This window comes from Streptomyces sp. NPDC018947 (genome assembly GCF_044390505.1).
Lineage (GTDB): Bacteria > Actinomycetota > Actinomycetes > Streptomycetales > Streptomycetaceae > Streptomyces.
Map to the genome: position 1 here is coordinate 37,976 of NZ_JBIRZD010000016.1, position 12,630 is coordinate 50,605.

Genomic DNA, 12,630 nt, shown 5'->3' on the forward strand with positions numbered 1-12,630 from the left:
TGCCAGGTTACGACGGGTGTGCGGATCACCGCGCGGAAGAAGAGGGCGGGCGAGGGCCATGGACGTGATGCCGCTGCTGTTGCTGGTGGCGGGCAGCGCCGCGATCGCGGCGGCGGGCAGACGCGTCCCGGTGCCCGCGCCGCTGCTGCTGGTCGCGTCCGGTCTGGCCCTCAGCTACGTCCCCGGGGTGCCCGACTACACCCTCGACCCGCACGTCGTCCTGCCGCTGATCCTGCCCCCGCTCCTGTACACGGCCGCCACCGACAGCTCCTACCTCGACCTGCGCGCCCAGGTGCGGCCCGTGGCGCTGCTGTCCGTGGGGTACGTGCTCTTCGCGACCTTCGTCGTCGGCTGCGCGGCCTACCTGATCGTGCCGGGGCTGCCGCTGACCGCGGCCCTGGTGCTCGGCGCGGTGGTGGCGCCGCCGGACGCCGTCGCCGCCACGGCGGTCGCGCGCCGGGTGGGGCTGCCGTCCCGGATCACCACGATCCTCCAGGGCGAGTCCCTGGTGAACGACGCCACCGCGATCACCGCCTACAAGGTGGCGCTGGCGGCGGCGGTCGGCGAGGGCGCCACCTGGGCCGGCGGGATCGGCGAGTTCCTGATCGCGGCGTTCGGCGGAGTGGGCGTCGGACTGGTGCTCATGGTGCCGATCCACTGGCTGCGCACGCACGTGCGGGAGCCGCTGCTGCAGAACACGCTCTCCCTGCTGATCCCGTTCGTCGCGTACGCGGCCGCCGAGCAGGTGCACGCCTCCGGGGTGCTGGCGGTGGTGGTCGTCGCGCTCCATCTCGGCCACCGCGCGTGGGAGGTCGACTTCGCCACCCGCCTCCAGGAGGAAGCGGTGTGGAAGATGGTCGCCTTCGTCCTGGAGTCGGCGGTTTTCGCCCTGATCGGCCTCCAGCTCCCCGTGGTGCTGAAGGGACTCGGCGAGTACGAGGGAACCCAGGCCGCCTGGTACGCGCTCGCCGTCTTCCTGGTGGTGGTCGCCGCGCGGTTCGTGTGGTCGTACCCGGCGACCTTCCTGCCCCGCCTCCTGTCGGCACGTGTGCGCGAGCGCGAGGAGAACCCGACCTGGAAGCAGCCGTTCGTGATCGCCTGGGCCGGGATGCGGGGCGTGGTCTCGCTGGCCATCGCCTTCTCGATCCCGCTGACCGTGCACAGCGGCGAGCCGTTCCCGGAGCGCAACCTCGTCCTGTTCCTGACCTTCACCACCGTCATCGGCACCCTGGTCGTCCAGGGCGTGACCCTGCCGCCCCTGATCCGGCTGCTGAAGTTCCCGCCCCGCGACGTGCAGGCCGAGACGCTCGCGGAGGCCAACGCCCAGGCACAGGCCTCCCGGGTCGCCGAGGAGCGCCTGGACGGCCTGCTCACCGACGAGCGCAACACGCTTCCCGCGCCCCTCGCCGACCGTCTGCGCACGGTCCTGGAGCGCCGCCGCAACGCCGTCTGGGAACGCCTCGGCCAGGCCAACCCCGTCACCGGCGAGAGCGTCGACGACACCTACCGGCGGCTGTCCCGCGAGATGATCGGCGTGGAGCGGGAGGTCTTCGTCCGGCTGCGGGACGGCCGCTACATCGACGACGAGATGTTGCGGACGCTGCTGCGCCGGCTGGACCTGGAGGAGGCGGCGGCGTACCGGGAGACGGCGTAGAGGCAGGCGGGCAAAGGCCCCGGACGGTGCCCCCGCGCGCGTGCCGTACGGCCGTCCCCGCCCTCAGGGGAACGGGCGGCCGGTGACGACCGCCGCCAGGGTGGTCCCGCGCGGGAACGCGCCCTCCTCGGTCAGGGCGAGCAGCCCGTACAGCATCTTGGCCACGTAGACGCGCTCGACGGGCAGGCCGTGGCGCCGTTCGAAGTCCCCGGCGAACGAGTCGAGCTCGGGGGTGACACGGGCGTAACCGCCGCAGTGGAAGCGGTCGTCGACGCTCCAGGTGCCCCGGGGCCCGCCGAAGGCCCGCTCCTGCAGCGCCCGTACGTCGTCGGCGAGGAAACCGCCCTTGAGCACGGACATCCCGAGCGCACGCCGTCCGCGCGGGAGACCGGCGGCCAGTCCGGCCAGCGTGCCCCCGGTGCCGCAGGCGACCGCGACCACATCGGCGAGCCCGCCCAGTTCCCCGCCGAGTTCCCGGCAGCCGCGCACGGCCGCCGCGTTGCTGCCGCCCTCGGGGACGACGAACGCGCCCTCGGCGCCCGCCGCCCGCAGCAGGGCCGCCAGCGTCGCGGGTTCGCTCTTGCGGCGGTACGTCGAGCGGTCCGTGAAGTGCAGCCGCATCCCGTCGGCCGCGCACCGGGCCAGGGAGGGGTTCAGCGGCCGGCCGGCCAGTTCCTGGCCGCGCACCACACCGACCGTGGGCAGCCCGAGGAGCCGGCCCGCCGCGGCCGTGGCGCGCAGGTGATTGGAGTACGCACCCCCGAAGGTGACGACGGTACGCCCCTGGGCCAGGGCGAGATTGGGGGCGAGTTTGCGCCACTTGTTGCCGATCAGATCCGGGTGGATCAGGTCGTCCCGCTTCAGCAGCAACCGCACCCCGTGCCGTTCGAAGCGTTCGTCCGCGGCTTCGTGCAGCGGCGAGGGCAGGCGGGGGCGCAGCGCGGCGAGGCCGGACGGGTCGGTGCTGGTCACCCCGCCATTGTCGCGCCGCGCCGCACGGGATCCGTGCTCACTTCAGCCGGTCCCGGATCCGCTCGCGCATCGACGCCATCGAGAACCCCCGCGGGTCCACCTTCCCCGGCTGCCATTCGAGGTGGCCGATGACGGACCGCTCGTTCCAGCCGTGGTGGCGGCAGACCGCCGCGGCGGCCTGCTCGATCGCCTCCAGCTGCGCCGCCGGCCAGGGGTCCTCGCCGGTGCCCAGGTTCTCGCACTCGAAGCCGTAGAAGTGCCGGTTGCCGTCGGTGTTCGCCTCGTTGTCCCGGGGCAGCCCCTTCTCCGCGATGACCGCGCGCAGGACCTCGTCGTCGCCGAGGCCGGCGTGGTTGGCCCTGCCGTAGCCGACCAGGTGCACCTTGCCGTCCTTGGTGATGACCCCGTGGCACAGCGGCCCCGGCAGGCCCTCGTAGCCCTTGCGGCAGATCTCCACGGTCCGCTCGCTGCCCCTGGTGACCGTGTGGTGGATCATCACGCCGTGGACGGGACCCCACGGGCCCTTGTGGTTGCGGTTGTGGTGCCGCCAGTCGCCGACCTCGACGACACTGAGGCCCTCCGCCTCGAGTGCCCTGAGGAAACTGCCCGCCGACATGGGTGAGGCCATGGCCGACTCCTTCGCGCTGCGCGGCGGTCGCCGGGCGCGACCGCCTCGTACGGTGCTTGTACCGAAACGGAGCGTTGCCTACTAGTTGTTCGGGCGGGCTCCGCCGGTGTTCGGGCCCGTGTGCGAGCCGATCCGGACAGTCCCGTCCGGACGGTGGCGGGGGAGAGCGGCGGGGGCGCGGTGCCGCGCCGCCGGACGAGCCTCCCTTTCTGCCCTGGCAGCCGCTGATCCATTCCCGCTCTTTCGTGTAATAGCACCGGCACGCTCCGTGAGGAAGGCTGTTCCACGCACATCGATGCCGGGCGCGGGCGCCCGGCATGACCGGGAGGGCAATTCCTTATGTCGGTAGGCGAAGAGGTCCGCGACGAGCAGACCGCGCCGCAGCAGAGCCTCGGCACGGCGGCCGCGCGGAACCTGGCCACCACGACCAAGTCCGTACCTCAGATGCAGGAGATCAGCTCACGCTGGCTGCTGCGCACACTTCCCTGGGTGGACATCCAAGGCGGCACGTACCGGGTGAACCGGCGCCTGACCTTCGCCGTGGGCGACGGCCGGGTGACGTTCGTGAAGACCGGTGACCGCGTCGAGGTCATCCCCGCGGAACTGGGCGAGCTGCCGGCCCTGCGTTCGTACGGGGACGAGGAGGTACTGCGGGAGCTGGCCCAGCGCTGCGAGCAGCGGGAGTTCGGTCCGGGGGAGGTGATCGCCTCCTTCGGCGGTCAGGCCGACGCGGTCCATCTGCTCGCGCACGGCAGGGTCGAGAAGATCGGCACCGGCCCGTACGGCGACGACGCGGTGCTCGGAGTCCTCGCCGACGGCGCCTACTTCGGCGACCACGCCCTGCTCGACGGGGACGCCATCTGGGAGTACACGGCCCGCGCGGCCACCGCCTGCACGGTGCTCGTGCTGCCCCGCCAGGAGGTGGAGCACATCGCGCAGCGCGCCGACTCCCTGCGCGAGCACCTTCGGCAGCGGCGCTCGATCCCCGCGCAGCGCACCAACAAGCACGGTGAGAAGGCGATCGACCTCGCCGCGGGCCACACCGGCGAGCCGGACATCCCGCACACCTTCGTCGACTACGAGGCCCGGCCCCGCGAGTACGAACTGAGCGTCGCCCAGACCGTGCTGCGCATCCACTCGCGCGTGGCCGACCTCTACAACCAGCCGATGAACCAGACCGAGCAGCAGCTCCGGCTGACCGTCGAGGCGTTGAAGGAGCGCCAGGAGCACGAGCTCATCAACAACCGCGAGTTCGGCCTGCTGCACAACTGCGAGTACGACCAGCGGATCCAGCCGCACGACGGCGTGCCCGGTCCGGACGACCTGGACGAGCTGCTCAGCCGCCGACGCGGCACCAAGCTCCTCCTCGCCCACCCGCGTGCCATCGCCGCCATCGGACGCGAACTCAACAAGCGCGGACTGGTCCCCGAGACGATCGACATCGCCGGCAACCGCATCCCCACCTGGCGCGGTGTGCCGATCTACCCCTGCAACAAGATCCCGGTCACCGAGGCCCGTACGTCCTCGATCATCGCCATGCGTACCGGCGAGGCGGACCAGGGCGTCATCGGTCTGCGCGCCACCGGCATCCCGGACGAGATCGAGCCGAGCCTGTCGGTGCGCTTCATGGGCATCAACGAACAGGCCATCATCAAGTACCTGGTGACGGCCTATTACTCGGCGGCAGTCCTGGTCCCGGACGCGCTCGGCGTCCTGGAGAACGTCGAGATCGGCCGCTGGCGGTGACGACTGTCTCCCGAACGCCGTGTCCCCGCCCGTCAGGGCGGGTACACCCCGGGGGGTACGGAGGCGGACGCGTGGGGGAGGCGAGCCGATGACACAGGCCGCGCACGGCGCAGCCGGGACGCCACGTCCCACAGGGACCCTGGAGAGGCAGGGGCCGATCGGCGCGCAGCGCGACGAGGAGCCCGGACCGGCGGCCGGCGGGCCAGGACCGGCCGGGCCCGGCGGGGGCGGGACCGCGGGGTCCGACGAGCACGAGGCGGCGGCGCTGCTGCGCCGGTCCCGCGCCTCGGTCGATCCCGAGCTGCGCTCCGCGATCGGCTCGCTGCCCGCCACCATGCGCCGGATCGCGCTGTACCACTTCGGGTGGCAGGACGCGGACGGCACGCCCGCCGCGGGGAACGCGGGCAAGGCGATCCGCCCCGCGCTGGTCCTCGCGTCGGCCGCCGCGCTCGGCGGACCCGGCGCCCGGTCGGCGGCCGTCCGGGCGGCAGCGGCGGTGGAACTGGTCCACAACTTCACGTTGCTGCACGACGACGTGATGGACCGGGACGCCACCCGCCGCCACCGGCCCACCGCCTGGACCGTGTTCGGCGACGCCGACGCGATCCTCGCGGGGGACGCCCTCCAGGCGCTGGCCCTGCGGCTGCTCGCGGCGGACCCGCATCCGGCGTCCGCCGCGGCGGTCTCCCGGCTCGCGGACTGCGTCATGGAGCTGTGCGAGGGCCAGCACGCGGACACCGCCATGGAGCGGCGCGGCCCGGACGAGGTCACCCTCGAGGAGACGCTGCTGATGGCGGAGGCCAAGACCGGGGCGCTGCTGGGGTGCGCCTGCGCCCTCGGCGCGCTGTACGCCGGCGCGGCGGACGAGGACGTCGAGGCACTGGACGCCTTCGGCCGCGAGGCCGGTCTGGCCTTCCAGCTCATCGACGACGTCATCGGCACGTGGGGCGACCCGGGCCGCACCGGCAAACCGGCCGGCGCCGATCTGGCCGCCCGCAAGAAGTCGCTGCCGGTCGTCGCCGCCCTCACCTCGGGCACGCCGGAAGCAGCGGCACTCGCCGAGCTGTACGCGGCACCGTACGAGAAGGACAAGGAGGATCTCGAACACACCGCGCTCGCCGTGGAGCGGGCGGGCGGCCGGGACTGGGCGCAGGCGCAGGCGGCCGACCGGATGGCGCGGGCCATGCAGGAGCTCGCCCGCGCCGTGCCCGAGCCGGAGGCGGCGGGCGGCCTGCTCGCCCTCGCCGAGTTCGTGACCCGGCGCAGCACCTGACGGCCAGGGCCGACGCAGGACCCCGGAGCCCGTACAGGGCCGTACGGCACCCGCGTCGTACGACCGCGCCGCCGACGGCTCCGGCCCGGCGGGTCCCGCACTTCCCCACGGTGTGCGGGGCCCGCCGTCCACCGGCCACCGCGGGCGGGCGCGGCTCCCGCTAGGCTCAACGGCCGTACACGCAGGCGTGGTTGAGGTGAAGGGCGGGCGAGGCATGGGTGTGGCGATCCGGACGGCGGGGGAGGGCGACCGGGAGCCGGTGGTGCGGCTGCTGGACGAGGCGTTCCAGGACGACCCGGTGAGCGGCTGGGTCTTCCCGGGTGAGGAGTACCGCCGCAGGACCCACCACCGGCTGATGGCCGCCTTCACCGACGCGGTCCTCGCCGACGGCCGCATCGACATCACCGAGGACGGCGCCGCCTGCGCGCTGTGGCTGTCCGTGCCGGCGGCCGGCCACGGCGCCGAGGGGGACACCGGCGACGGGGGTGACGAGGAGCCCGCCCGGGTGCGTGAGGCGGTGGACCCGGACAACGAGCGGGTCGAGCTCATAGCCCGGCTGACGGCGGGCATCCACCCGTCCGACCGCGCGCACGAATACCTGTGGATGATCGGCGTGGCCCCTCACCGGCAGGGCGAGGGCCTGGGCACCGCGCTGATCGCCGCGGTCCTCGACCGCTGCGACCGCGAGGGCCGCCCCGCCTATCTGGAGGCCAGCAGCGCCCGCAGCCGGGTGCTCTACGAACGTCTCGGCTTCGTGGACACGGGGCGTCCCCTGGATCTTCCGGACGGCCCCCGCATGTGGCCCATGTGGCGCGACCCGCAGCCCTCGGCGACGGCCTGAGCGCACCACGCCGCGCCGCGCCCGTCACGGCGCGGCAGCACGAAGACGCCCGCACCCGGTCCGTCATGGACGCCGTGTTCGGCGGAGGGCGGGCCGGGTGCGGGCGGGGAGACTCTGCGATCAGGCAAGACGCAGGTCAAAGGGCTTGATGCGCGATCAGGCCTTCTTGGTCTCCCAGAAGATCTTGTCGATCTGGGCGATGTAGTCCAGCGCCTTCTGACCGGTGGCCGGGTCCTTCGACGCCTTGGCGGCCGAGAGGGCCTTCAGGGTGTCGTTGACGAGCTGGTGCAGCTCCGGGTACTTCTCGAAGTGCGGGGGCTTGAAGTAGTCGCTCCAGAGCACGGAGACGTGGTGCTTCGCGAGCTCGGCGCGCTGCTCCTTGATGACCGTGGCGCGCGTCTGGAAGTGCGGGTCGTCGTTGCCGGCCATCTTCTCCTGGACGGCCTTCACCGACTCCGCCTCGATGCGGGCCTGGGCCGGGTCGTACACGCCGCAGGGCAGGTCGCAGTGGGCGCTGACCGTGACCTTGGGGGCAAACAGTCGGGAAAGCATGGAGCGTTCCTTCCTCGTGATCGTCTTCTCAGGGGGGACATTACTCCCTGGGAGGCCCGATTTCGCGGGTGCCCCCGTGGGCTTAGGACAAAAGTCCGGGGTGAGACTGAGACTGGTGGAGGAAAGACCGGGGAGGTGCCGGGGTATGCCGGAGCAGTTGTCGCGGGAGACCGAGCGCGCGAGAGGGGCCTTGCCCTTCGGGCCGGCCGAGGTGACCGGGCCGTCGATGGTGCCCACGCTGCACCACGGCGACCTGCTGCTCGTGCACTGGGGGGCGCGGGTGCGGCCCGGTGACGTGGTCGTGCTGCGGCATCCCTTCCAGCAGGACCTGCTCGTCGTCAAACGGGCGGCGGAGCGGCGCGGGGCCGGCTGGTGGGTGCTCGGGGACAACGCCTTCGCCGGCGGCGACAGCACCGACTACGGGGTGGTCCCCGAGGACCTCGTGCTGGGCAGGGTGCGGTTCCGTTACCGGCCGCCGCGCTCCGGTCGGCGTTCGCCGTTCGCCGTGGTCCGCTGGGCCGTCTCGGCGCTGAGGCCGGTGCTGTCCGACCGGTCCGCCTCCAGGCGTTTGCGGGCACGGTAGGCGGCGACGTTGGCCCGGGTGGCGCAGCGGTCGGAGCAGTAGCGGCGCGAGCGGTTGGTGGACGTGTCCAGGTAGGCGTTGCGGCAGGGGGTCGCCTCGCACAGGCCGAGCCGGTCCACGCCGTACTCGGTGAGGTGGAAGGCCAGGCCCATCGCGGCGATGGCGGCGAAACCGGCGGTCGCGTTGGACGGATGGTCCGCCAGGTGCATGTGCCACAGGGGGCGGCCGTCGTCGTCGCGCTGGTCGTGGCCGGAGATCTGCGGGCTCACCGGGAACTCCAGGAGCAGGGAGTTCAGCAGGTCCACGGCGAGGGTCTCGTCGCCGGTGTTGGCCGCCTCGAAGACCGCGCGCAGCCGTCCCCGCACCGAGCGGAACCGGGTCACGTCCGAGTCCGTGGCCCGCCGGGCCGCCGAGTGGTTCGCGCCGAAGAGTTCGCGGACGGCCTCGACCGAGGTCAGGGAGTCCTGTCCCCGGGCCGGTTCCTCGGTGTTGACGAGACGTACGGCGTAATCCGAGTAATAGGCCAGTTCCACTTGTAGTCCTTACGAAGGGGCTCTATGGTCGTGCCTGCGGTCAGGTAATAGCTGATCGTGTCTACAGGGTATTACGTGTGCGAGGAGAGGGAGGGGCTCGATGACGGACGCGGAGATCACCACGGCCACCGCCGACTGGAACGCCTGGCAGGAGAGCTGGGACCGCCAGCAGGAGTGGTACATGCCCGACCGCGAGGAACGCTTCCGGATCATGCTCGACATGGTCGAGGCGCTGACCGGCCCCGCGCCGCGCGTGCTCGACCTCGCCTGCGGCACCGGCACCATCACCGCCCGGCTGCTCGCCCGCTTCCCCGGCGCCACCAGCACCGGCGTGGACCTCGACCCCGCGCTGCTCGCCATCGCGGAGGGCACCTTCGCGGGCGACGACCGGGTCTCCTTCGTCGCCGCCGACCTCAAGGACCCCGACTGGCCGGCGAAGCTGCCGTACGACTCCTACGACGCCGTCCTGACCGCGACGGCCCTGCACTGGTTCCACGCCGAACCCCTCGCAGCCCTCTACGGCCGGGTCGCGGAGCTGGTCCGCGACGGTGGTGTCTTCATGAACGCCGACCACATGATCGACGAGACGACGCCCAGGATCAACGCGGCGGAGCGCGCGCAGCGGCACGCCCGCATGGAGAGCGCCCGGCGGGAGGGGGCCCTCGACTGGTCCGAATGGTGGCAGCTCGCCGCGAAGGACCCCGTCCTCGCGGAGCCGACCGCCCGGCGCTTCGAGATCTACGGCGAACACGCCGACGGCGACATGCCCTCGGCGGCCTGGCACGCGCGGGTGCTGCGCGAGAAGGGCTTCAGCGAAGCGCGGCCGGTGTGGTGCTCGCCCTCGGACACGCTGCTGCTGGCCCTGAAGTAGCGGCGAGGGGCGGTACGGAGATCCGTACCGCCCCTCGCCGTCGGTGGTGCTCAGAGGACCTTGGACAGGAAGGACCTGGTCCTCTCGTGCTGCGGGTCGGTCAGCACGTCGCGCGGGTTGCCCGACTCGACCACCACGCCGCCGTCCATGAAGACCAGGCTGTCGCCCACCTCGCGGGCGAAGCCCATCTCGTGGGTCACCACGACCATCGTCATGCCGGACTCGGCGAGGTCGCGCATGACGTCGAGGACGTCACCGACCAGCTCGGGGTCCAGTGCCGAGGTCGGCTCGTCGAACAGCATCAGCTTCGGGTCCATGGCGAGGGCCCGGGCGATGGCGACCCGCTGCTGCTGGCCGCCGGAGAGCTGCGAGGGGTAGTTGCCGGCCTTGTCGGCCAGGCCCACGCGCTCCAGGAGCTGCATCGCGCGCTCCCTGGCCTGGCCCTTGCCGATGCCCTTGACCTGGACCGGGGCCTCCATGACGTTCTCGACGGCCGTCATGTGCGGGAACAGGTTGAAGCGCTGGAAGACCATGCCGATGTCCCGGCGCTTGAGGGCGACCTCGCTGTCCTTCAGCTCGTAGAGCTTGTCGCCCTTCTGGCGGTAGCCGACCAGCTCGCCGTCGACGTACAGACGTCCGGCGTTGATCTTCTCGAGGTGGTTGATGCACCTGAGGAAGGTGGACTTGCCGGAGCCGGACGGGCCGATCAGGCAGAAGACCTCGCCCGACTTCACCTCCAGGTCGATGCCCTTGAGGACGTCGACGGCACCGAAGGACTTGTGGACGCCCTCGGCCTTCACCATGGCGTGGGAGGAGGACTGCTTCATGCCGCGACTCCCTTCGGACGGCGCGTGGGGAGGACCGCGGCCTTGAAGCGCTGCAGCGGCGTCGGCGGCAGAGTGCGGCTGGAGCCGCGGGCGTAGTACCGCTCGACGTAGTACTGGCCGACGCTCAGGATCGAGGTCATGATCAGGTACCAGGCGGCGGCCAGGAAGTACATCTCGACCGTGGAGCCGGCGTTCTGGCCGATGTCCTGGGCCTGCTTGAAGAGGTCGTAGAACTGCACCGCCGAGACGAGCGACGTCGTCTTCAGCATGTTGATGACCTCGTTGCCCGTGGGCGGCACGATGACGCGCATCGCCTGCGGGATGACGATCCGGCGGAGCGTCTTGGTGTGGCTCATGCCGAGGGCGTGCGACGCCTCGGTCTGCCCCTCGTCCACCGAGAGCAGGCCGGCACGGCAGATCTCGGCCATGTAGGCGGCCTCGTTGAGACCCAGGCCGAGCAGCGCCGTCAGCAACGGCGTCATGAAGGACGACCAGTAGTCCTTGTAGACCGGGCCCAGGTTGATGTACTCGAAGACCAGGCCGAGGTTGAACCAGACGAAGAGCTGGACGAGGACCGGAGTGCCGCGGAAGAACCAGATGTAGAACCACGCCACCGACGAGGTCACCGGGTTCTTGGACAGCCTCATCACGGCGAGCAGGACGCCGCCGACGATGCCGATCACCATCGACAGCACCGTGAGGACCAGGGTGTTCCAGACGCCGTCGAGGATGCGGTCGTCGAAGAAGTAGTCGGGGATCGCGCCCCAGTTGATCTTGCCTTGGGCGAAGGCGTAGATGACCGCGCCCAGGAGGGCGAGGGCGACGGCCGCGGACACGTACCGCCCCGGGTGCCGGACCGGAATGGCCTTGATGGCCTCCGGCCCGGCGGGGGGCCTCGCGTCGGGACCGGTCGTCTTGTTGACGTCAACAGTCACGGAGGGAGCCTTTCAGAGCCGCGTCGGGCGGGACGGTCAGGAGCCGCCGTTGATCTTCGCCTCGGTGACCGCGCCGTCCGCGACACCCCACTTGTCGACGATCTTCTTGTACTCGCCGCTGTCGATGACGGCCTGGAGGGCGGCCTTCAGCGCGTCGCGGAGCTGGGTGTTGTCCTTGGCGACGGCGATGCCGTAGGGGCCCGCCTCGACCTGGTCGCCGACGATCTCGAAGTAGTTGCCGCCGCCCGAGTTCTTCACGGAGTACGCGGCGATCGGGAAGTCGGCGGAGACGACGTCGGCGCCCTTCGAGCGCATCCGGGTCTCGGCCTCGGGGTTGGTCGCGAAGTCCTCGATCTTGAGGGTCTTCTTGCCGTCCTTCTCGCACTTCTTCGCCTGGTCCTTGGCGAGGTCGTGGGAGAAGGTGTTGCGCTGCACCGCCATGGTCTTGCCGCACAGGTCGTCCCAGGTCTTGATGCCCTGGTCGTCGCCCTTGTTGGTGTAGAGGGAGACACCCGCGGTGAAGTAGTCGACGAAGTCGACGCCGGCGCCCACCTTCTTGCCGGTGTCGGCGTCGATGCCCTCCTGCCGGTCCTTGGTGTCGGTCATGGCGGACATGGCTATGTCGTAGCGCTTGGACGCGAGGCCACCGATGAGGGTGTCGAACGTGCCGTTCTGGAATTCGAACGTCACGCCGAGCTGCTTGCCCATCGCGGCCGCGACATCCGGGTCGATACCGACCGTCTTGCCGGAGTCGTCCTTGAACTCGACGGGGGCGTAGGCGATGTCGGAGCCGACCTTGATGACGCCCTTGTCGCGGATCGCCTGCGGCAGCTTGTCGGCGAGCGGGGCCCCCGAGGAGGACTTGCCGCCGCCGCCGGAGTCGTTCTTCTTGGTCTGGTCGCCGCATCCGGTGAGCAGCAGCGCGCCTGCGACCGCGATCGCACCGACCGCTGCTAGCCGGGACCGAGCGGCGATCGTACGACGGGTGGAGCTTGCGGTCATGGTGGTTCCTCCGGCGGATGAGGGAGTTGCCGATGGGACGGGACGCCGGCCGGGGGACCGGCAGGCGCCGTGGGTCGACGAGTGCACGCACCTTCGAGTGTCGCGACCTCGTTTGGTTACGGCATCTTGCCATTCGGACTCGGCCATTCAGGGGAGCCGTCATGTCAAAATCGGATAACGGGTGACCCGTCGAACCGCACCAGGTCGGTACAT

The 12,630-nt window shown here is 71.4% G+C and carries 13 protein-coding genes; 6 read left to right on the forward strand and 7 right to left on the reverse strand.

Translation table 11 applies throughout. The features are described from left to right. The first annotated feature begins 58 nt into the window (after nucleotides 1–58). Nucleotides 59–1,654 (forward strand): Na+/H+ antiporter, encoded by a 1,596-nt coding sequence (locus tag ACH499_RS27235; RefSeq protein WP_399018980.1) that lies wholly within the window; start codon nucleotides 59–61, stop codon nucleotides 1,652–1,654. A gap of 63 nt (nucleotides 1,655–1,717) precedes the next feature. On the opposite strand, the gene ACH499_RS27240 is transcribed toward ACH499_RS27235, so the two are convergent. After that, complete coding sequence (locus ACH499_RS27240) at nucleotides 1,718–2,626, reverse strand: 1-aminocyclopropane-1-carboxylate deaminase/D-cysteine desulfhydrase (RefSeq protein WP_399018982.1); 909 nt, start codon at nucleotides 2,624–2,626, stop codon at nucleotides 1,718–1,720. A gap of 37 nt (nucleotides 2,627–2,663) precedes the next feature. Beyond that, nucleotides 2,664–3,242, reverse strand: a complete 579-nt coding sequence (locus tag ACH499_RS27245) for an N-acetylmuramoyl-L-alanine amidase (protein WP_399019150.1) — start codon at nucleotides 3,240–3,242, stop codon at nucleotides 2,664–2,666. A gap of 351 nt (nucleotides 3,243–3,593) precedes the next feature. On the opposite strand from ACH499_RS27245, the gene ACH499_RS27250 reads away from it, so the two are divergent. The 3 genes from ACH499_RS27250 to ACH499_RS27260 all read left to right on the forward strand — a co-directional run bounded on the left by ACH499_RS27250 (nucleotide 3,594) and on the right by ACH499_RS27260 (nucleotide 7,114). Next, nucleotides 3,594–5,000 (forward strand): family 2B encapsulin nanocompartment shell protein, encoded by a 1,407-nt coding sequence (locus tag ACH499_RS27250; RefSeq protein ID WP_356201795.1) that lies wholly within the window; start codon nucleotides 3,594–3,596, stop codon nucleotides 4,998–5,000. Nucleotides 5,001–5,088: 88 nt separating this feature from the next. After that, nucleotides 5,089–6,273 (forward strand): family 2 encapsulin nanocompartment cargo protein polyprenyl transferase, encoded by a 1,185-nt coding sequence (locus ACH499_RS27255; protein WP_356201794.1) that lies wholly within the window; start codon nucleotides 5,089–5,091, stop codon nucleotides 6,271–6,273. 214 nt (nucleotides 6,274–6,487) lie between these two features. Further along, nucleotides 6,488–7,114, forward strand: a complete 627-nt coding sequence (locus ACH499_RS27260) for a GNAT family N-acetyltransferase (RefSeq protein ID WP_399018984.1) — start codon at nucleotides 6,488–6,490, stop codon at nucleotides 7,112–7,114. A gap of 156 nt (nucleotides 7,115–7,270) precedes the next feature. On the opposite strand, the gene sodN is transcribed toward ACH499_RS27260, so the two are convergent. After that, nucleotides 7,271–7,666, reverse strand: a complete 396-nt coding sequence (gene sodN, locus ACH499_RS27265) for a superoxide dismutase, Ni (RefSeq protein WP_019326937.1) — start codon at nucleotides 7,664–7,666, stop codon at nucleotides 7,271–7,273. Between the two features lie 145 nt (nucleotides 7,667–7,811). Between sodN and sodX the strand changes: the two genes are divergently transcribed. Further along, complete coding sequence (gene sodX / locus ACH499_RS27270) at nucleotides 7,812–8,249, forward strand: nickel-type superoxide dismutase maturation protease (RefSeq protein WP_399018986.1); 438 nt, start codon at nucleotides 7,812–7,814, stop codon at nucleotides 8,247–8,249. Here sodX and ACH499_RS27275 read toward each other — a convergent pair. Beyond that, entirely contained in the window at nucleotides 8,132–8,782 is a 651-nt protein-coding gene (locus ACH499_RS27275; protein WP_399018988.1) for a CGNR zinc finger domain-containing protein, read from the reverse strand. The two genes, sodX and ACH499_RS27275, sit on opposite strands and share 118 nt — an antisense overlap. A 100-nt stretch (nucleotides 8,783–8,882) precedes the next feature. Between ACH499_RS27275 and ACH499_RS27280 the strand changes: the two genes are divergently transcribed. Further along, nucleotides 8,883–9,653: a class I SAM-dependent methyltransferase gene (locus ACH499_RS27280; protein WP_399018991.1), complete on the forward strand. Its 771-nt coding sequence runs from the start codon at nucleotides 8,883–8,885 to the stop codon at nucleotides 9,651–9,653. 50 nt (nucleotides 9,654–9,703) lie between these two features. Here the strand turns inward: ACH499_RS27280 and ACH499_RS27285 are convergent, their stop codons facing one another. Genes ACH499_RS27285 through ACH499_RS27295 form a run of 3 tightly spaced genes read right to left on the reverse strand, consistent with a single transcriptional unit; the run spans nucleotide 9,704 to nucleotide 12,417 of the window. After that, a complete protein-coding gene (locus ACH499_RS27285; RefSeq protein ID WP_356201785.1) occupies nucleotides 9,704–10,480 on the reverse strand; it encodes an amino acid ABC transporter ATP-binding protein in 777 nt (258 codons plus the stop codon). Then, nucleotides 10,477–11,415 carry an amino acid ABC transporter permease gene (locus ACH499_RS27290; RefSeq protein WP_356201783.1) on the reverse strand — a complete coding sequence of 313 codons (939 nt, stop codon included), beginning with the start codon at nucleotides 11,413–11,415 and terminating at the stop codon, nucleotides 10,477–10,479. The genes ACH499_RS27285 and ACH499_RS27290 overlap by 4 nt, the downstream gene beginning before the upstream one ends. Before the next feature lie 36 nt (nucleotides 11,416–11,451). Then, on the reverse strand, nucleotides 11,452–12,417 hold the full coding sequence (locus ACH499_RS27295; RefSeq protein WP_399018994.1) for an ABC transporter substrate-binding protein: 966 nt from the start codon (nucleotides 12,415–12,417) through the stop codon (nucleotides 11,452–11,454). Nucleotides 12,418–12,630 lie beyond the last annotated feature (213 nt).

Bases quoted from the DNA above. Each gene is read 5' to 3' on its own strand.
- ACH499_RS27255 (WP_356201794.1), top strand. From the start codon at position 5,089: ATGACACAGGCCGCGCACGGCGCAGCCGGGACGCCACGTCCCACAGGG.
- ACH499_RS27250 (WP_356201795.1), top strand. From the start codon at position 3,594: ATGTCGGTAGGCGAAGAGGTCCGCGACGAGCAGACCGCGCCGCAGCAG.
- sodX (WP_399018986.1), top strand. From the start codon at position 7,812: ATGCCGGAGCAGTTGTCGCGGGAGACCGAGCGCGCGAGAGGGGCCTTG.
- ACH499_RS27280 (WP_399018991.1), top strand. From the start codon at position 8,883: ATGACGGACGCGGAGATCACCACGGCCACCGCCGACTGGAACGCCTGG.
- ACH499_RS27285 (WP_356201785.1), bottom strand. From the start codon at position 10,480: ATGAAGCAGTCCTCCTCCCACGCCATGGTGAAGGCCGAGGGCGTCCAC.
- ACH499_RS27245 (WP_399019150.1), bottom strand. From the start codon at position 3,242: ATGTCGGCGGGCAGTTTCCTCAGGGCACTCGAGGCGGAGGGCCTCAGT.
- ACH499_RS27235 (WP_399018980.1), top strand. From the start codon at position 59: ATGGACGTGATGCCGCTGCTGTTGCTGGTGGCGGGCAGCGCCGCGATC.
- ACH499_RS27260 (WP_399018984.1), top strand. From the start codon at position 6,488: ATGGGTGTGGCGATCCGGACGGCGGGGGAGGGCGACCGGGAGCCGGTG.
- sodN (WP_019326937.1), bottom strand. From the start codon at position 7,666: ATGCTTTCCCGACTGTTTGCCCCCAAGGTCACGGTCAGCGCCCACTGC.
- ACH499_RS27295 (WP_399018994.1), bottom strand. From the start codon at position 12,417: ATGACCGCAAGCTCCACCCGTCGTACGATCGCCGCTCGGTCCCGGCTA.